Raw genomic sequence first — 18,274 nt, 5'->3', positions numbered from 1 at the left:
CCGGCGGTTGCGAGGCTGGATGGCTATTTACGCCGCAAGCCGGGGGTGTCAACGCGAGCAGGGGTTTTTCAGCCTTCGTCCCTCACCCGCTCCAGCCAGTCGGCCGATCGCATCTCCTGCAAGCGGGACACGGTGCGCTCGAATTCGAACGATCCATCGCCTTCCGGATACAGGCCGGTCGGCTCGACGGCGGCCAGGGCGACAAGTTTGGTCCCGGCCTCGTAGAGGGCGTCGATCAAGGTATTGAACCGCTTGGCCGCGTCACGCCGGGCCGGCGTGAGCCGCGGAACATCCTCGAGGAAAACGGTGTGGAAGCGGTCGGCGACGGCCAGGTAGTCCTGCGGCCCCAGCGCGTGCTCGCACAGGCTGACGAAGCTGGCCCGCAGCAGGCCGCCGCTGGCCCGGGGCAGGTGCAGCTTGCGGCCCAGCACCTCCAGCGTCGCGCCGGTCTCGGACGCGCCGCCGAGCATGTCGGTCCACAGCCGGTCGAATTCGCGGCCGTTGTCGGGATCGTCGGGCGCCAGCCAGGTGCGAGCCCCGCGCAGCCGGTCGAGCCGGAAGTCGACCGGCCCACGGATCGCCACCACCTCCAGCCGCTCCTTCAGCATGCCGATGAACGGCAGGAAGAGCTGGCGGTTGAGGCCGTCCTTGTAGAGGTCGTCCGGCGGCCGGTTGGACGTCGCCACCAGGGTCACGCCGAGAGCGAACAGCGCCTCGAACAGCCGGCCGAGAATCATCGCGTCGGCGATGTCGGTCACCTGCAGCTCGTCGAAACAGAGCAGCCGGGCGCTTTCGGCGATCAGCTCGGCGGTCGGCTGGATCGGGTCGTCGCCCTTCGACTGGCCGAAGCGGGCCTTGCGGGCGGCGGCGTCGCCCTTGCGCCAGGCGTCGATGTCGCGATGCACCTCGGCCATGAAGACGTGGAAATGGGTGCGCCGTTTCCTGGCGATCGGCGCGGACTCGAAGAACAGGTCCATCAGCATGGACTTGCCCCGGCCGACCGGCCCCCAGAGGTAGAGACCGCGCGCGCCCTTCGGCTTGCGGAAGAACGACGAGAACCCGGGTTCCGACAAGGCGTTGAGGTCACCCTCAAGACGCGAGAGGGCGCCCAGCGCCTGCTCCTGCGCCGCATCGGGCCTGATTTCACCCCGGGAAAGTCGCTCGCGATAGGCGGCGCGGACGGATAAAGGCATCACCCAAAGCGGTTAGCGCGACGCGACGCGCGCTTCAACGAAACATCGAGCCTGTCATGAAAACCATCATTGAGCCGTTCCGCATCAAGGCGGTCGAACCGATCCGCATGACCACGCGGGAAGAGCGGCTGAAACTGATCGCGGACGCCGACTACAACCTGTTCGCCCTGCATTCCGACGACGTGCTGATCGACCTGCTGACCGACAGCGGCACCTCGGCCATGAGCGCGAAGCAGCAGGCGGCCCTGATGTCCGGCGACGAGAGCTACGCCGGCAGTCCGTCCTTCTTCCGCTTCGAGGCGGCGGTGAAGGAGCTGATGCCGTTCAAGTATGTCATCCCGACCCACCAGGGCCGGGCGGCCGAAGCCATCCTGTTCTCGATCCTCGGCGGGCCGGGCAGGACCATTCCGTCCAACACCCATTTCGACACCACCCGCGGCAACATCGAGTCGACCGGCGCCGAGGGCCACGACCTGGTTATCGCCGAGGGCCTCGACCCGCGCAGCGACCATCCGTTCAAGGGCAACATGGACCTGGAGCGGCTGCAGGCCTTCCTCGCCGAGCATGGCGACGCCGTGCCCTGCGTCATGCTGACGGTGACCAACAACGCCGGCGGCGGCCAGCCGGTCAGCCTGGCCAACATCCGCTCGGTGGCGCGCATCGCCCATGCGCACAGGAAGCCGTTCATCATCGACGGCTGCCGCTTCGCCGAGAACGCCTACTTCATCAAGATGCGCGAGCCGGGCCAGGAGAACCGCTCGATCAGGGACATCGTGCGCGACATGTTCGCCCTGGCCGACGGCATGACGATGTCGGCCAAGAAGGACGCCTTCGCCAACATCGGCGGCTGGCTGGCGCTGAACGACGACGACTTGGCCCAGGCGGCGCGCAACCGGCTGATCCTGACCGAAGGCTTCCCGACCTACGGCGGCCTCGCCGGCCGCGATCTCGACGCCATCGCCCAGGGCCTGACGGAGATCATCGACGAGGACTACCTGCGCTATCGCCTGCGCAGCATGGCCTATATCGGCGAGCGGCTCGAGGCGATGGGCGTGCCGACGGTGCGGCCGACCGGCGGCCACGCGGTGTTCGTCGACGCGCGCAACTTCCTGCCGCACATCCCGCCGGGCCAGTACCCCGGCCAGGCCCTGGCCGTGGCCCTCTATGTCGAGGGCGGCATCCGCTCCTGCGAGATCGGCACGGTGATGTTCGGCCTCAAGCCCGACGGGACCGAGGTCGAGGCGCCGATGGACCTGGTCCGGCTGGCCTTCCCGCGCCGCGTCTACACCCAGAGCCATGCCGACTACATCGTCGAGGTGTTCGAGGAGATCGCCGCCCGCAAGGACAGCCTGCGCGGGATGAAGATCACCTGGCAGCCCAAGGCCATGCGACACTTCACGGCGAAGTTCGCGCCGCTCTGAGGAACGCCTGAGGGCCGTCGGCCGTTGGCAGGGCGAACAGGAGATTCGCCATGGCCGCGTCCGACGACGACCGCACGTTCGACCCCTCGACCCCCGAAGCGAACCGGGCCCTGCAGCAGGGCCTGGGCGTCGGCGCACGGGAAATGAAGGCCCAGGCGGACCCGACGCCCGCCGAGGGCGCCGCGCCGTTCCATGTCGGCCACGGCGCGGAGGTGCTCGAGGAATCCGACGGCGACCCGATCGACGGTGTCGAACAGGGCGCCACCGTCACCAACCCGGACGGGGACGATTCGCCCGGGACGGACGTCTCCGGCGGACCGATGGACGGCGCGCCCGACTAGGGTCAGCCGGCGCCCAGTTCCTTGCGCACGAAGCGGTAGGTCTCGCGCTTTTCGCAGGCGCAGCTCCGCATCACGCCATCCTTCGTCCACCACACCAGCAGCGGGTAGGCGAAGTCGACGCCGTTGTCCTTGAGCAGGGGCTTCAGCTTGTCGACCATGTCGCGGCCGGCCTGGACCACGGCGGTGCGGGCCATGTCGCCGTCGGCGGGCGCCAGGCCCTGGGCGGTCCAGGCGTCGACGGGCACTGCGTCCCAGCTTTCCAGCAACGGCCAGCTGCGGTTGATCCACAGCTCGGCGACGGTCGTGCGCTCGACCGGGGTGGACTTCATCACGCCGTTGTATTCGCCGCGAGCGATCTCGATCACCCGGGTGTCGACCCCGGCCTTGTGGAACTTCGGAAACTCCTCGGCCTTCAGCCGGACGCAGTCGGGGCAGGAGCGGAAGCCCACCATGTAGAGCTTGGGGCCGGTCAGGCCCGGCGAGACCCAGCCGGCCTGTTCGAGAATCTGCGCGATCTCGGCCTGGTGCTTCGTGATCGTCTTCGGCCGCCAGCGCAGGTCGAACCACCAGTAGGCTCCGACGGCGACGACCACCGTCAGCGCGCTCAGTACGAACCAGACAACCAGCTTGTTCACGGTGCTTCCTCCGGGATCCTGTCCTGTATCCCTTGACTGGAGAGAGCGGGCAAGGCGCTCTCCTGTTCCAACCGGAGTCGACCTTGTCCCGCCACCCGCCGCCACCACCCCTGTCCGACGTCCCGCTGGAGCCCGGCCTCTATGTGGTGGCGACCCCGATCGGCAATCTGCGCGACATCACCCTGCGTGCGCTGGACGTGCTGGCCGGCTGCGACCTCTTGCTGGCCGAGGACACCCGGGTGACCGGCAAGCTGCTCAGCGCCTATGGCCTCAGCAAGACCATGCTGCGCTACGACGAGCACGCCGCCGAACGGGCCCGGCCGCGGATCATGGCCGCGCTGGACCAGGGCCAGAGCGTCGCCCAGGTGTCGGACGCCGGAACCCCGCTGGTCTCCGATCCCGGCTTCCGGCTGGTGAAGGAGGTCATCGCCGCCGGCCACCGGGTGTTTCCGATTCCCGGGCCGTCGGCGGCGCTGGCGGCGCTGACGCTGGCGGGCCTGCCGACCGACCGGTTCCTGTTCGCCGGCTTCCCGCCGCCCAAGAGCGCGGCGCGGCGGACCTTCCTCGCCGAGGTCGCCAACGTCCACGCCACCCTGATCTTCTACGAAAGCGGCCCGCGCCTGCGCGCCAGCCTGGCAGACATGGCGGCGGTGTTCGGCGACCGCGAGGCGGCCGTGGCCCGTGAACTGACCAAGCTGTTCGAGACGACCGTGCGCGGCACGCTGTCCGAACTGGCCGCCGATCCCAGGCTCGATGCCCCCAGGGGCGAGATCGTCATCCTCGTCGGCCCCGGCGTCGAACAGGCCTCGAGCGCGGAGGACGCCGACGCGGCCCTGGCCGACGCCCTGACCCGCCTGCCGCCCGGCGAGGCGGCGTCCGAGGTGGCCCGGGCGCTCGGGCTGAACCGTCGCGATCTCTACAAGCGCGCCATGGCCCTCAAGGACGGGCGGTGACCAGCGTCCGCAGCCGGCGCGGGGGCCTCGCCCGCCGCAGCGGCCGGCGCGGCGAGGTGCTGGCGGCGCTGCTGCTGATGCTCAGGGGCTACCGCGTGCTCGGCTTCCGGCTGGCGTCGCCACAGGGCGAGATCGACCTGCTGGCCCTGAAGGGCGGCGTGCTGGCCGTGGTGGAAGTCAAGCGCCGCACCACGCTGGAGACCGCGCTGGAAGCGGTGAGGCCCGACCAGCGCCAGCGCCTGCGCCGCGCGGCGGCGGCGATCGCGGCCGGCAGGCCGGCCCTGAAAGGCGCGACGATCCGCCTCGACCTGATCGCCCTCGCCCCCGGCAGACTGCCGCGCCATATTCCTGACGCCTGGAAGGGCGGTTGACGCGTTAGGGCTGTATGACACGCGAAGAGGCGGAAGCGTTCCTGACCGAGGCCGGCAGGCTGGGCGACGACGGGTTTCCCCTGCTGGAGGCCGCGATCGCCTGCGCCGTGCACGACGATCCCGAGCGCGACGCCGACGCGGCCAGGGCCGTGGCCAACGAGGGCGCCGATTGTCTCGCCGGGCGGCTGCAGGCCGAATCCCCGGAAGAAGCCATCGCCGAGTCGATGGCCGGCGACCTGCGGCTGCAGGGCGACCTGATGACCTACGATCATCCCGACAACGCCGACATCATCGCCGTGGCCGAGCGGCGGCTGGGCATCCCGGTGTCGCTGGGGGTCTTCTACCTGCACGCGGCGCGGCGCTGCGATCTGGATGTGCGCGGAGTCGATTTTCCCGGCCACTTCCTGCTGCGCATCGAGACGCGCGAGGGCCCGCTGGCGCTGGACCCGTTCAGCGAGGGCCGGGTGGTGCTGCCCTCGGAGCTGTCGCGGCGCGCCTTCCGCGCCGGGCTGACGCCGGACGTCGCCGGGCGGCTCGAGCTGCTGATGGCCCCGATGAGCGACCGCGCGGTGCTGATCCGGCTGCAAAACAACATCTTCGCCCGCGCCCAGGCGGCCCACGACTGGCCCCGCGCCGAACGCTCGGCCCTGCGGCGGGCGCTGCTCGACCCGACCGACCACCGCCCGTGGCTCGATGTGGCCGCCGCCCGCGAGGGCCAGGGCGCCCTGGCCGGGGCCCTGCAGGCCCTGACCCAGGCCCAGGTGCTCGACGGCGGCGCGGCCCTGGCGGCGCGGGCGGCGCGCGAACGGGTCCGGCTGCAGCTCAACTAGCGGCGCCTGCCCCCTCCCGCCCGGCCCGCACCATCGCTATGTAGCGTTCGCCGTCATCGCCTGGCCCAGGAGCCCCCATGTCACTGAAGGTCGCCGTACAGATGGATCCGATCGAACGGATCAACATCGAGACCGACTCCACCTTCATGATGATGCTGGAGGCCCAGAGCCGCGGGCATTCGCTGTTCGTCTACACGCCGGACAAGCTGTCGCTGGAAGAGGGCCGGGTCACGGCCCGCGGCCGTCCGGTGACGGTGCAGGCGGTCAAGGGCGACCATGTCAGCTTCGGCGAGACCCGGGTGGTCGACATGATCGACGACGTCGACGTGGTGCTGATGCGCCAGGATCCGCCATTCGACATGGCCTACATCACGGCCACCCACTTCCTCGACAAGATCCACCCGCGGACCCTGGTGGTGAACAATCCGACCGAGGTGCGCAACGCGCCGGAGAAGCTGTTCGTCACCGACTTCCCGGGCGTCCAGCCGCCGACCCTGATCACCAGCGACGTCGAGGCGATCTACGATTTCCGCGAACGGCACGGCGACATGGTGCTCAAGCCCCTGCACGGCGGCGGCGGCTCCGGCGTGGTGCGGCTGAAGGCCGACGACCCCAACCTCGACGCCCTGCTGGAGCTGCATGCCCTGATCGGCCGCGACCAGGTCATCGCCCAGAAGTTCATCCCCGCCGTCAGCAAGGGCGACAAGCGCATCCTGCTGGTCGACGGCGAGCCCGTGGGGGCGATCAACCGCATTCCCGCCGAGGGCCAGGTGCGTTCGAACCTCGCGCGCGGCGGCCGCGCGGCCGCGGTCGAGCTGACCGCGCGCGACCTGGAGCTGTGCGCCATCATCGCGCCGGAGCTGAAGCGCCGGGGCCTGTTGTTCGTCGGCATCGACGTGATCGGCGACTATCTGACCGAGATCAACGTCACCTCGCCCACCGGCGCGCAACAGTTGAAGCGCTTCGGCGGCGCCGATGCAGCGGCCGCCCTGTTCGACCGCATCGAGGCGATCCGCAGCGTCGCTTGAGGTTATGTCGGGTAGGCGACTGAATCGTTTCAGTTTCCGCCTTGGTTCCATATTTGTTCTTGATCCATACCACGCGCCATGGTTGAGTCTGTGGATAAGTCACAGTCGCTGTAGCGAGGGGGCATGGTCGCGCGCGTCGTCACCGTGGCGTTCCAGGGCGTCGAGGCCCGGCGCGTGGACGTCGAGGTCCAGCTCACCGGCGGTGAGCAGGTCATGGTCGTGGTGGGCCTGGGCGACAAGGCCGTGGCCGAGAGCCGGGAGCGGGTGCGGGGCGCCTTCACGGGCCTCGGCCTGGCGATGCCGGGCAAGCGCATCGTAGTAAACCTCGCCCCGGCGGACCTGCCCAAGGAAGGCAGTCACTACGACCTGCCGATCGCCCTGGCGGTGATGGCGGCCATGGGGGTGATCCCGACCGACGCCCTGAACGGCTGGTGCGCGGTGGGCGAACTGTCGCTCGACGGCTCCATCTCGACGGTCGCCGGGACCCTGCCCGCCGCGGTGGCCGCCGGGGCCATGGATCTGGGCCTGATCTGCCCCGAGGCCTGCGGCCCGGAAGCCGCCTGGGCCGGCGGCACGCGGGTGCTGGCGCCGCGCTCGCTGATCGGGCTGATCAACCATTTCCGCGGAACCCAGATGCTGTCCGAACCGAAGGCCGGGCCGATGATCGACGGCGGTCCGGTCCCGGACCTGCGCGACGTGCGCGGCCAGGAACAGGCCAAGCGGGCGCTGGAGATCGCCGCGGCCGGCGGTCACAACCTGCTGTTCTGCGGTCCGCCGGGCTCGGGCAAGTCGATGCTGGCCCAGCGGCTGCCGGGCATCCTGCCGCCGCTGTCGGCCGCCGAGCTGCTGGAGACCTCGATGGTCCATTCGGTGGCCGGGCTGATCGCGCGCGGGGCCCTGACCCGCACCCGGCCGTTCCGCAGCCCGCACCACTCGGCCAGCATGGCCGCCCTGACCGGCGGCGGGCTGAAGGCCAAACCGGGCGAGGTCTCGCTGGCGCACAACGGCGTGCTGTTCCTCGACGAACTGCCGGAGTTCAGCGCCCAGGCGCTCGATTCCCTGCGCGCGCCGCTGGAGACCGGCGAGGTGATGGTCGCCCGGGCCAACGCCCACATCCGCTATCCGGCCAGGGTCCAGCTGGTCGCGGCCCAGAACCCCTGCCGCTGCGGTCACGGCGGTCCGGGCAAGGGCTGGTGCGGCAAGGCCCCGCGCTGCCAGCGCGACTACCAGGGCCGCGTCTCCGGCCCGCTGATCGATCGCATCGACCTGCAGGTGGACGTGCCGCCCGTGGCCGCCGCCGACCTGGCTCTGCCGCCGCCGGCCGAGGGCTCCGCCGAGGTCGCCGCCCGCGTCGCCCGGGCCCGGGCGATCCAGACCGCCCGCGCCGAGGCCGACAGCCCCGACGCGCCGACCCTCAACGCCCGGGCCGACGGCGACTTCCTGACCCGCGCGGCGGCGCTCAACGATCCCGCCCGGGCGCTGATGGCAAAAGCCGCCGACGCCGGCCACCTGACCGCCCGCGGCTGGACCCGCGCCATCCGCCTCGCCCGCACCATCGCCGATCTCGAAGGTGCCGACAGCGTCGGCCGCATCCATGTCGCCGAGGCGCTGATCTACCGCCGCGTCGGGGCGGGCGCGGACGCCCCCGCCGGCGGCTGATCGCCGCGGAACCAGCGCCGGCAGGCGCGGCTGAAACTGGTCGGGTCGGTGTAGCCCAGCGTCTCGGCGATGCGGGCGTGGCTGAGACTGCTGTCGCGCAGGAGCCGCTCGGCGCGGGCGCGCAGCTCCGCGTCGACGAGCTGGCGGTAGCCCGACCCGGCCTGCGCGAGCCGGCGCACGAGGGTGCGGCGAGAGACTCCCATCAGCCGGGCCGTCTCGTCGGCCGTCAACCGTCCGGCGGGCAGGGTGCTCAGCAGCCGTTCGACGCGGCCGCGCAGGCCGGCCGGAGCCGAGATCTTCTGCGCCGCCGCCTGCAATTCCGATACGGCGACATTGAACAGGGCGGGATCGGCGAACGGAGACCCGATCTTCAGCCAGGCGGCCGGAAACCGGATGGAATTTCGCGGCGCGTCGTAGACCACCCCCTCGCCCAGAACGGCGCGGGCCCGCCCGGCGTGCGGCGGCGCGGCGCAGGCGAAGTGAAACTCCGCCTCGCGCGGCGGAACCGTAAGGACTGAGGCCAGCAGGATCCGGATCGAGACGAAGGAAATCTCGGTCATCGGCCGCCACAGCCGCTCGGCGATCGGCACCGTCAGGTCGTAGTCCAGCTGGACCCAGGCGGGGCCGATGCGCGTGGTCATGCCGTGGAACGGCGCGCGCACGGGACTGTAGGCGTCCAGCACCGCGACCATCGCCGCCACATCCGGCGCGGCCAGGGCCGCGACGCCCAGCGCCCCGTGGGCCGACGGGTTCCACAGCTCAGGCGTCCGGAGCGCCCAGCCCTCGCCGAACAGGCCGTCGAGGTTCTCCACCTGGCGCACCTGCTGAAACAGGCTGATGTCGGCGGTCGGGTCCGCCGCCATCGCTTCGGTGACGCCCGTGCCGGCGAGGATCGCGGCCCGGCGTTCGGCCGTGTCGCCGAACCCGCGCAGGATCAGCCGGAAATAGCCGGCGGTCATCGGCAGACGTTCGAGGGTGGGCGTCTCGACCATGTGGCGCAAAATGCCATGAGAAAGGCGCGCCGCGCCATCCCCCCGTCCGGGCACAGGCCCTAGGGTGCCTGTCCGGGCCCGCGCCAAGACGGGCCGCAACGGAGGATACGACCATGGCCGACGGCGCCATCCCGCAGACCGCGACCGACCCTGCCTACGCCATCCCGCTCGACCAGATCGACGTCAGCCACCCGGAGCTCTGGCGCACCGACAGTCACTGGCCCTACTTCGAGCGGCTGCGGCGGGAAGACCCCGTGCACTTCTGCAAGGAAAGCCTGTTCGGTCCCTACTGGTCGATCACCCGCTACAACGACATCATGGCCGTCGACACCAACCACCAGGTGTTCTCCTCGGAAGCGGCGCTCGGCGGCATCGCCATCGTCGATCAGGGGCAGGACCTGCGGCTGCCGATGTTCATCGCCATGGACCCGCCCAAGCACGACCAGCAGCGCAAGGTCGTCAGCCCGGCCGTGTCACCGGCCAATCTCCAGCTGTTCGAACCGCTGATCCGGGAGCGGGCGGCCCGGATTCTCGACGAATTGCCGCGGGGCGAGACGTTCGACTGGGTCGACCGGGTGTCGATCGAACTGACCACCCAGATGCTGGCCACCCTGTTCGACTTCCCCTTCGAGGACCGGCGCAAGCTGACCTACTGGTCCGACGTCGCCACCACCATTCCCGCCGAGGGCATGATGGTGGAGACCGAGCAGGAGAAGCTGGGCATCCTGATGCAATGTCTGGAGGCCTTCACCGGCCTGTGGAACGAGCGCGTCAACCAGCCGCCGCGCGGCGACCTGATCTCGATGATGGCCCATGCCGAAGCGACCCGGAACATGAGCCCCGAGGAGTATCTGGGGAACCTGATCCTGCTGATCGTCGGCGGCAACGACACGACCCGCAACTCGATCACCGGATCGATCTACGCCCTGAACAAGAACCCGGACCAGTACGCCAAGCTGCGCGCCAATCCGGACCTGATCCCGTCGATGGTGTCGGAAACCATCCGCTGGCAGACCCCGCTCGCCCACATGCGCCGCACCGCCGTGGAGGACTGCGAGGTGGGCGGAAAGCTGATCCGCAAGGGCGACAAGGTGGTCATGTGGTACGTCTCGGGCAACCGTGACGACACGGTGATCGAGAACCCCAACGCCTACATCATCGACCGCGAGCGGCCACGCCAGCACATGTCCTTCGGCTACGGCATCCATCGCTGCGTGGGCAATCGCCTGGCCGAGCTGCAGCTGCGGGTGATCTGGGAAGAGATCCTCAAGCGCTTCCCGGTGATCGAGGTGATGGGCGAACCCGAACGCGTGCCGTCTCCGTTCGTGAAGGGGTACCTCAACCTGCCGGTCCGCATTCCGGTCTGACCGCCCGGGCCATCGCGCGGTTTTCCTCGGGGCCACGATCCGTTACCACCTCGCCTCAGCCTGCATGGGGCGAGGGGAACCGGGAACAATGGCGCCGCGTCAGGCCGTGCTCGGCATGGAACAGGCCAGTTTTCACCACGGCGCCAAGCCCGTGTTCGAGAACGTGTCCTTCCTGCTCGACGACGCCCGCACGGCGCTGGTCGGCGAGAACGGGGCCGGCAAGTCGACGCTGCTCAAATGCCTCGCCGGCGAACTGGAGCTGGACAGGGGCCAGGTGTTGAAGTCGCGCGGCCTGCGCGTCGGGGCCCTGCCGCAGGACACGCCGGAGGCCTTCGCCGACCTGACCGTGCGCGAGGTGCTGCGGCTGTCGCTGGAGAAGATCGGCGCGGGCGACGACGACTGGCGCATCGACGTGCTGCTGGGCGAGATCGGCGTCACCTACGAGACCGCGGAACAGCGCTTCGGCGACCTGTCCGGCGGCTGGCAGCGGCTGCTGCTGATCGCCGGGGCGGCGCGGCTGGAGGAGCCCGACATCCTCGTCCTCGACGAGCCGACCAACCACCTCGACCTGACCAACATCGGCATCCTCGAGACCTGGCTGACAGCGGCGTTCGATCTGCCGATGCTGATCGTCAGCCACGACCGGGAGTTCCTCAACCGGGTGACCGAGCGGACCCTGTTCCTGCGCTCGGACGGCATGCATGCGTTCAAGTCGCGCTTCTCCATCGCCCGCGAAGAACTGCTGCGCCGCGACGCGACCGCCGCCGCCCACCGCCGGCTGGAGGAGAAGGAGGTCAAACGGCTGGAGGCCGCCGCCGCCCGGTACAAGGTCTGGGCGGTCAAGAACCCGGAGCTGAACAAGCGCAAGGCGGCGATCGAGACCCGTATCGCCCGGCTCGAGGCCGACCGCACCCAGACCTTCGTCGCCCGCGACCGGCGGCTGGAGCTGTCGGACGGCGAGATCGACGCGAAGGTGGCCCTGCGGCTGATGGGTCTGACGGTGAAGACGCCGGACGAGGCCCGCACCCTGCTGACGATCGACAAGCTGACCGTCGCGGCCGGCGACCGCATCGCCATCCTCGGGGCCAACGGCGCGGGCAAGTCGACGCTGCTGTCGGTGCTGGCCAGGGCCTTCGATCCCGATCTCGAGCACTATGACGGCCAGGCCGCCGTGCGCTTCAACCCGGCCACGCGGCTGGCGTACTTCGACCAGTCGATGCGCGCCCTGCCGCTGAAGATGAGCCTGCTCGACTATGTCGCCGGCGCGCCGGACGCGACGGAGAAGGAGGCCACGCGGCTGCTGGCCCAGGCCGGCTTCCCGTTCGTGCGCATCGGCGATCCGATCGCCCTGCTCAGTCACGGCGAGCGATCGCGGCTGATGTTCCTGCGGCTCAAGCTGGAGCGGCCCAACCTCTACCTGCTCGACGAACCGACCAACCATCTCGATATCGAGGGCCAGGAGGCGCTGGAGGGTGAGCTTGAAGACGCCGAGGTCTCCTGCCTGTTCGTCTCGCACGACCGCTACTTCACGCGCACGGCGGCGACCCGCTTCCTCGAAATCCGTCGGGGCAAACTGGTCGAGGTCGAGAGTCCGGACGCCTTCTTCGACGCGCAGGCCTGAGCTAGGCTGCGCGCGAACGCAGCGGGGGGAAACGGTCGTGCGTCTGTGGAACATCGTGTTCGCCCTGGCGGCGGCGTTCAATTTCCTTGTCGGCCTGCCGCTGCTGCTGGCGCCCGTCGCCTTCTACACGGCGCTACACCAGCCCGCGCCCTCCGACCTGCTGTCGGTGCAGACCTCGGCCTTGCTGATCAGCGTGTTCGGCGTCGGCTACGCCATGGTCGCCCGCGACCCGCCGCGTAACCGGGCCATCGTCTGGCTCGGCCTGCTGGGCAAGGCCCCCCTGCCGCTGATGGTCTGGCTGCAGGTCCAGGCCGGCAAGGCGCCGATGAGCGCCTTCCAACTGACCCTCGGCGACCTGCTGTTCGCCGTCCTGTTCGTGGTCTTCCTCATCCGGACGCCAAGGCCCGCCGTTTGACCGCCTGTTAAACCGCGCCCGCTAGTCTGGCGCCCATGTCGGACGAGCGCGCGATCACCCCGGAACAGCTGGCGACCCTGAGCCACGAGTTCCGCACCCCCCTGAACGGCGTGCTGGGCATGGCCCGGCTGCTCGACGGCACCCGGCTGACGGCCGAACAGAAATCCTATGTCGCGGCCCTGCGCGAGAGCGGCGACCACCTGCTGGCGCTGGTCAACGACGTGCTCGACCTGGCCCGGCTGGGGGCCGGCAAGATCGAGCTGCATCCGGCCCCCACCGACATCGCCGGGCTGCTGCGCCAGACCGCCGAACTGATGAGCCCGCGCGCCCACGAGAAGGGCGTCGAGATCGCCTGGGCCTGCGCCGCCGACCTGCCGCCGGTGATGGCCGACGAGGGCCGGCTGCGCCAGGTGCTGCTCAATTTCGCCGGCAACGCCGTCAAGTTCACCGAAACCGGCGGCGTGCTGCTGACCGCCGAACCGGCCGGCGAGGACCGGCTGCGGCTGGTCGTGCGCGACACCGGCCCGGGTGTGCCCGAGGCCGCCCGCCAGCGCATCTTCGAACCGTTCGTCCATGCGGACCCGTCGCACGGCGCGGTGCTCGGCGGCGCGGGCCTCGGCCTGGCCATCGTCACCCGACTCAGCAACGCCATGCGGGGCGAGGTCGGCGTCGACGAGGCCGACGGCGGCGGCGCCAGCTTCTGGCTCGAAGCCGAGCTGCCGGCGGCCGGCCCGGCCGCCCGCGAACGCCCGTTGCGGGGGCAGACGGTCGGCGTCGCCTCGCCCAACCCCATCGTGCTGGCCGCGGCGCGGCGCCAGATCACCGGCCTCGGCGGCCAGGTGGTCACGGCCGACACCCTCGCCGACCTGCTGGTCATCGCCCCGCCGGACGCGGTGCTGCTGATCGACAACCTGCTGGCCAAGGGTCGCCGCGCCATGAAGGCGCCCGAGGGGCGAAACAGCGTCATCCTGCTGCGGCCCGACGAGCGGGCGCGCATTCCGCGCAGCCGCGCCGCCGGCTTCTCCGGCTACCTGATCAAGCCGCTGCGCGCCGACTCGCTGGCCGCGCGGGTGCTGGCGGCCCGGGGCGTGACGCAGAAGGCCGCCCCCCATCCCGAGGACGAGCGGATCGCCGCCGCCACCGCCCCGGGGGCCCGGGTCCTGCTGGTCGAGGACAATCCGATCAACGCCCTGCTGGCCCGCACCCTGCTCAAGCGCGAGGGCGCCGAGACCGACCGCGCGGCCAGCGGGGAGGAGGCGCTCGCCGCCGCCGCCGCCGCCAGCTACGACCTGATCCTGATGGACATCCGCATGCCCGACATGTCCGGCGTCGAGGCGGCCCGCGAACTGCGCGCCCGGGGCGTCTCCACGCCCATCGTCGCCCTGACCGCCGACGCCTTCGAGGACGACCGCCGCGCGGCCCTCGGCGCCGGGATGGACGACTTCCTCGTCAAGCCGCTGACGGAAACCGCCCTGCGCGCGGTCCTGACCCGCTGGGTCGGCTGGACGGGCGCGGCCGGAGAGGGCAGGCTCGCCTCCTGATTTGGGGGCTGATCCTATGAGCCAGAACGCTGCGGCCACGCCGGCCCGCAAACACGGCATCGGCGATGTGATCAAGAGCCTGAGGCGGCCCAAGGTCGCCCTGATGCTCGGGCTCGGCTTCTCGTCGGGCCTGCCGTTCATGCTGACCGGCGCGACACTCGGCTACTGGCTGAAGGACGAGGGCACCAGCCTCAAGGCCATCGGCTTCATCTCGTGGGTCGGCCTGGCCTATTCGTGGAAGTTCCTCTGGTCGCCGATGGTCGATCGGGTGACGCCGCCCGGTCTGGCGAGACTGGGCCGCCGGCGCGGCTGGCTGCTGCTGACCCAGGTGGTGCTCGGTCTGGCCCTGCTGGCCATGGCGATGATCGGCCCGGGCGGGGGTCTGGCCGCGATCGGCGCGGCGGCCCTGGTGGTGGCCTTCGCCTCGGCGACGCAGGACATCGCGGTCGACGCCCTGCGCATCGAGGTCGCGGACGACGAGGAGGAGCTGGGTCTGGTCACCGGCGCGTTCCAGCTCGGTTACCGGCTGGCCGTGCTGGCCAGCGACGCCCTGATTCTGATCGTCGCCCAGTACATGGGCTGGCCCGCGTCCTACAGCCTGATGGCCCTGCTGATGGGGGTCGGCATCCTGTCGACCTTCCTGATCAAGGAGCCGGTGCGGGCCGAGGCGGTGATGGCCAACTCCAAGTCGCTGCTGACCCTCGGCGGGCTGGGCTCGGCCGTGGCCGGACCCTTCATCAGCTTCTTCAGGACCTACGGCTGGTTCGCCCTGGTCATGCTGCTGATGATCACCCTCTACCGGCTGCCGGAATTCGTCATGGGGCCGATGGCCACGCCGTTCTATCACGACCTCGGGTTCGAGAAGGCGTTCGTCGGCGAGATCCGCCTGTCCGCCGGCCTCGCGGGCACCCTGTGCGGCATCACCGTCGGCGGGTTCCTGGCCGCCTGGCTGGGACGCATGCGCGGCCTGGTCGCCGGCGCGATCCTGCAGGGCCTGGCCGTGTCGTCGTTCGCCCTGCTGGCCTTCAACGGCGCCGACCACCGGCTGTTCGCGGCGGTGATGTTCTTCGACAACCTCGGTGTCGGCGCCGCCGGCGTGCTGCTGGTCACCTACATGTCGAGCCTGACCAGCATCGGCTTCACGGCCACCCAGTACGCCCTGCTCAGCTCCAGCTACACCTGGGTCGGCAAGATCCTGAAGGGCTTCTCCGGCGTCGTCGTCGAGAGCCTGCAGGCCAGCCACGGCATCATGGGCGGCTATGGGCTCTACTTCATCGGCTGCGGCCTGATCGGCGTGCCGGCGCTGCTGCTGTGCATCCTGATCGCGGCCCGCACGCCCAAGGCGCCGCCGGCCATCGCGCCGTCGGTCTAGCTCGTCGCCAGGCAGACCACCTGGGCCACGCGCAGGTCGCGGCGCAGGCCGTCGGCGACGCGGCCGTAGTTCTCGACATTGATCGGCTCGCCGACGGCGTAGCCCTGCGGCCGGCGATGCGAATTGGCCAGGGCGCGCTGCACTGTCTCGGGCGTGGTGGTGTAGATCCGGCCGCGGCGCGGGGCCTCGGCGACGGTGATGCCGACCACCCGGCCGGTCGAGTCCAGCACCGGCGCGCCGGACAGGCCGGCGAGGGTGCCCTTGAGGGTGAAGGTGCGGCCGATCTCGGCCCAGGCCAGCACCGGTTCGGTGCGGGCGCCGCGACCGCGGACGACGAGGTTCTCGCGGCCCAGCAGGCGGGACACGGCCTCGCCCGGCTGGCCCTGCGGGAAGCCCGGGTGGAAGCCGAGCGCGCCCGGCCGCGGGCGGATGCTGGCCGGCGCCAGCGGCAGGGCCGGGGCCCCGCCCTCGGTGGTCAGGATGGCGGCCTCGCCGGACGGGTCGATGACGGCGTGGGCGGCCACGCCGCGGCCCTCGGCCACCACCAGGGCGATGCGGGTGCAGCCGTCGACCACATGGCGGGCGGTCATCCAGACGCCGCTGTCGGCGATGGAAAAGGCCGTGCCGGTGCCCGGCTTCTGTTCGCCCGGGACGTCGACGACCACGGCCGGGTCGAACGGCGAGGACGGGCCGAGCGGAATGGCCTCCTCGCCGGCCAGCGGCGGCGGCGGCGGCGGCGCGTCGGCCTGCTCCCGGCGACCCATCGACGCGATGATCAGGGCCGTCACGATGGCCAGGTAGACCAGCCAGTCCGGGAGACGGGGCAGGTGCACGTCGGTCTAGCCGGCCAGGGCCGCGGCGAGGATGATCGCGCTGGCCAGCTTGGCCCCGACCAGCAGCAGGGCGGCGGACATCTCGCCGTCCTGGATGCGCTGGGGCAGGCCGTGCAGGAACCAGTCGATGACCTTGAACACCAGCAGCTGCACGCCGATCGTGGCCACGCCCCAGATGCCGATCTCGAGCGGCGAGACCGAGGCGCTCAGCGACGAGGCCAGCGGCAGGGCCAGGCCGACCAGCACGCCGCCCAGCGACAGGGCCGCGGCGGCGTTGCCGTCGCGGATCAGGGCGATCTCGCGGTGCGGCGTCAGCATGACATAGAGGAAGGCCCCGAACAGCAGCAGGACCAGGGTCAGGCCGGCGTGGCCCAGCGTGGTCACGAAGCCCGTCGAGAAGGCCTGGATTTCCATCGATTGGAGTTGCGGCGGCATCGATCAGTCCATCAGGGAACGGCGTGCGAAAGGGTTAGCACGACGCGCGCCATCCCATGCAAGCTTCTAGCCTGACGCGAGCGTCTCGGCCTTGCGGCGGACCGACGCGCGAACCTTCTCGCTTTCGGACTTCAGCTGGCCGCAGGCGGCGAGGATGTCGCGGCCGCGCGGGGTGCGGATCGGGCTGGAATAGCCGGCCTTGTTGAGGATCGCCGCGAACCGCTCGATGGTCGCCCAGTCGGAGCATTCGTAGTCCGTGCCGGGCCAGGGATTGAACGGGATCAGGTTGATCTTGGCCGGAATACCCTTGAGCAGCCTGACCAGGGCCAGCGCTTCCTCGGGGCTGTCGTTGACCCCCTTGAGCATGACGTATTCGAACGTCACGCGGCGGGCGTTGCTGATCCCCGGATAGGCCCGGATCGCCTCCATCAGGTTGGCGATGTCGTACTTGCGGTTGATCGGCACCAGCACGTCGCGTAGCGGGTCGTTGGTGGCGTGCAGGCTGATGGCCAGCATGGCCTGGGTCCGCTCGCCGAGCGCCTTGAGCTCCGGCGTCACGCCGCTGGTTGAGACGGTGATGCGCCGGCGGGAGATGGCGATCCCCTCGTTGTCGCTGATGATGTCGATGGCGTCGGCGACGTTGTCGAGATTGTACAGCGGCTCGCCCATGCCCATGAACACGATGTTGCTGAGGCGACGGTCCTCGCGGTCGGACGGCCATTCCTCGAGGTCGTCCTTGCAGACCTGCACCTGGGCGACGATCTCGGCCGCGGTCAGGTTGCGCACCAGCGCCTGGGTGCCCGTGTGGCAGAAGGTGCAGTTCAGCGTGCAGCCGACCTGGCTGGACACGCACAGGGCGCCCGACCGGCCGACGTCGGGAATGTAGACGGCCTCGATCTCGATGCCCGGGGCGGTGCGGATCAGCCACTTGCGCGTGCCGTCCTTCGACACCTGGCGCTCGACGATCTCCGGCCGGGCCAGGGTGAAGTGTTCGGCCAGGGCGGCGCGGGTGTCCTTGGCCACGTCGGTCATCTGGTCGAAGCTCGTGGCCCCGCGATGGTGGATCCAGCGGAACACCTGGGTCGCCCGCATCTTCGCCTTGTCGGCCGGGACGGCGCCGGCCTCGACGAGGGCGCGCGCCAGCCCTGCCCGGGTCAGGCCCGAGAGGTTGACGGGTGCGGCGACGGCGGGCGTCGCGCGAGCAAGATTGAGGGTCGCGCCCAAGGCAAAGGCTTCCGATGGAATGAGGGAAGTCCCCATATCAGAA

The 18,274-nt window shown here is 70.5% G+C and carries 18 protein-coding genes; 12 read left to right on the top strand and 6 right to left on the bottom strand.

Annotated features, from left to right (window positions below):
- Nucleotides 1-68: 68 nt before the first annotated feature.
- The gene (zapE, locus tag AC1RN0_RS07535) at nucleotides 69-1,193 is read right to left on the bottom strand and encodes a cell division protein ZapE (RefSeq protein WP_492786814.1); all 1,125 of its coding nucleotides are present in this window, start codon (nucleotides 1,191-1,193) and stop codon (nucleotides 69-71) included.
- Between the two features lie 56 nt (nucleotides 1,194-1,249).
- Between zapE and AC1RN0_RS07530 the strand changes: the two genes are divergently transcribed.
- A complete protein-coding gene (locus AC1RN0_RS07530) occupies nucleotides 1,250-2,614 on the top strand; it encodes a tryptophanase (protein WP_492786813.1) in 1,365 nt (454 codons plus the stop codon).
- Nucleotides 2,615-2,664: 50 nt separating this feature from the next.
- A complete protein-coding gene (locus tag AC1RN0_RS07525) occupies nucleotides 2,665-2,955 on the top strand; it encodes a hypothetical protein (protein ID WP_492786812.1) in 291 nt (96 codons plus the stop codon).
- Between the two features lie 2 nt (nucleotides 2,956-2,957).
- Here AC1RN0_RS07525 and AC1RN0_RS07520 read toward each other — a convergent pair whose 3' ends face one another.
- The gene (locus AC1RN0_RS07520; protein ID WP_492786811.1) at nucleotides 2,958-3,590 is read right to left on the bottom strand and encodes a hypothetical protein; all 633 of its coding nucleotides are present in this window, start codon (nucleotides 3,588-3,590) and stop codon (nucleotides 2,958-2,960) included.
- An 83-nt stretch (nucleotides 3,591-3,673) separates the two neighbouring features.
- On the opposite strand from AC1RN0_RS07520, the gene rsmI reads away from it, so the two are divergent.
- The 5 genes from rsmI to AC1RN0_RS07495 all read left to right on the top strand — a co-directional run bounded on the left by rsmI (nucleotide 3,674) and on the right by AC1RN0_RS07495 (nucleotide 8,431).
- Complete coding sequence (gene rsmI / locus AC1RN0_RS07515; RefSeq protein WP_492786810.1) at nucleotides 3,674-4,543, top strand: 16S rRNA (cytidine(1402)-2'-O)-methyltransferase; 870 nt, start codon at nucleotides 3,674-3,676, stop codon at nucleotides 4,541-4,543.
- Nucleotides 4,540-4,914 (top strand): YraN family protein, encoded by a 375-nt coding sequence (locus tag AC1RN0_RS07510; RefSeq protein ID WP_492786809.1) that lies wholly within the window; start codon nucleotides 4,540-4,542, stop codon nucleotides 4,912-4,914. The genes rsmI and AC1RN0_RS07510 overlap by 4 nt, the downstream gene beginning before the upstream one ends.
- A gap of 14 nt (nucleotides 4,915-4,928) precedes the next feature.
- The gene (locus tag AC1RN0_RS07505) at nucleotides 4,929-5,744 is read left to right on the top strand and encodes a SirB1 family protein (RefSeq protein ID WP_492786808.1); all 816 of its coding nucleotides are present in this window, start codon (nucleotides 4,929-4,931) and stop codon (nucleotides 5,742-5,744) included.
- A 77-nt stretch (nucleotides 5,745-5,821) separates the two neighbouring features.
- Entirely contained in the window at nucleotides 5,822-6,772 is a 951-nt protein-coding gene (gene gshB / locus AC1RN0_RS07500; protein ID WP_492786807.1) for a glutathione synthase, read from the top strand.
- A gap of 123 nt (nucleotides 6,773-6,895) precedes the next feature.
- Nucleotides 6,896-8,431: a YifB family Mg chelatase-like AAA ATPase gene (locus AC1RN0_RS07495; RefSeq protein WP_492786806.1), complete on the top strand. Its 1,536-nt coding sequence runs from the start codon at nucleotides 6,896-6,898 to the stop codon at nucleotides 8,429-8,431.
- Here AC1RN0_RS07495 and AC1RN0_RS07490 read toward each other — a convergent pair.
- The gene (locus tag AC1RN0_RS07490; protein ID WP_492786805.1) at nucleotides 8,386-9,423 is read right to left on the bottom strand and encodes a helix-turn-helix domain-containing protein; all 1,038 of its coding nucleotides are present in this window, start codon (nucleotides 9,421-9,423) and stop codon (nucleotides 8,386-8,388) included. The two genes, AC1RN0_RS07495 and AC1RN0_RS07490, sit on opposite strands and share 46 nt — an antisense overlap.
- 113 nt (nucleotides 9,424-9,536) lie before the next feature.
- On the opposite strand from AC1RN0_RS07490, the gene AC1RN0_RS07485 reads away from it, so the two are divergent.
- The 5 genes from AC1RN0_RS07485 (at nucleotide 9,537) to AC1RN0_RS07465 (ending at nucleotide 15,739) form a co-directional block, all read left to right on the top strand.
- The gene (locus AC1RN0_RS07485; protein WP_492786804.1) at nucleotides 9,537-10,790 is read left to right on the top strand and encodes a cytochrome P450; all 1,254 of its coding nucleotides are present in this window, start codon (nucleotides 9,537-9,539) and stop codon (nucleotides 10,788-10,790) included.
- A gap of 88 nt (nucleotides 10,791-10,878) precedes the next feature.
- On the top strand, nucleotides 10,879-12,411 hold the full coding sequence (locus tag AC1RN0_RS07480) for an ABC-F family ATP-binding cassette domain-containing protein (RefSeq protein WP_492786803.1): 1,533 nt from the start codon (nucleotides 10,879-10,881) through the stop codon (nucleotides 12,409-12,411).
- Nucleotides 12,412-12,448: 37 nt separating this feature from the next.
- Nucleotides 12,449-12,826, top strand: coding sequence for a hypothetical protein (locus AC1RN0_RS07475; RefSeq protein WP_492786802.1), 378 nt, complete (start codon nucleotides 12,449-12,451; stop codon nucleotides 12,824-12,826).
- A gap of 35 nt (nucleotides 12,827-12,861) precedes the next feature.
- The gene (locus tag AC1RN0_RS07470; protein ID WP_492786801.1) at nucleotides 12,862-14,367 is read left to right on the top strand and encodes a response regulator; all 1,506 of its coding nucleotides are present in this window, start codon (nucleotides 12,862-12,864) and stop codon (nucleotides 14,365-14,367) included.
- A gap of 16 nt (nucleotides 14,368-14,383) precedes the next feature.
- Nucleotides 14,384-15,739, top strand: a complete 1,356-nt coding sequence (locus tag AC1RN0_RS07465) for an AmpG family muropeptide MFS transporter (protein WP_492786800.1) — start codon at nucleotides 14,384-14,386, stop codon at nucleotides 15,737-15,739.
- On the opposite strand, the gene AC1RN0_RS07460 is transcribed toward AC1RN0_RS07465, so the two are convergent.
- From AC1RN0_RS07460 to rlmN, 3 genes are all read right to left on the bottom strand, one after another.
- Nucleotides 15,736-16,572 carry a S1 family peptidase gene (locus AC1RN0_RS07460; RefSeq protein ID WP_492786799.1) on the bottom strand — a complete coding sequence of 279 codons (837 nt, stop codon included), beginning with the start codon at nucleotides 16,570-16,572 and terminating at the stop codon, nucleotides 15,736-15,738. The two genes, AC1RN0_RS07465 and AC1RN0_RS07460, sit on opposite strands and share 4 nt — an antisense overlap.
- Before the next feature lie 6 nt (nucleotides 16,573-16,578).
- On the bottom strand, nucleotides 16,579-17,007 hold the full coding sequence (locus AC1RN0_RS07455; RefSeq protein ID WP_492786798.1) for a DUF350 domain-containing protein: 429 nt from the start codon (nucleotides 17,005-17,007) through the stop codon (nucleotides 16,579-16,581).
- Between the two features lie 66 nt (nucleotides 17,008-17,073).
- Nucleotides 17,074-18,231 carry a dual-specificity RNA methyltransferase RlmN gene (rlmN, locus tag AC1RN0_RS07450; protein WP_492786797.1) on the bottom strand — a complete coding sequence of 386 codons (1,158 nt, stop codon included), beginning with the start codon at nucleotides 18,229-18,231 and terminating at the stop codon, nucleotides 17,074-17,076.
- Nucleotides 18,232-18,274: the final 43 nt, after the last annotated feature.

The organism is Caulobacter sp. GW821-FHT12F03 (assembly GCF_058806855.1).
Note: the sequence above shows the minus strand (reverse complement) of the source record. Positions and strands in the feature narration are given on the sequence as shown.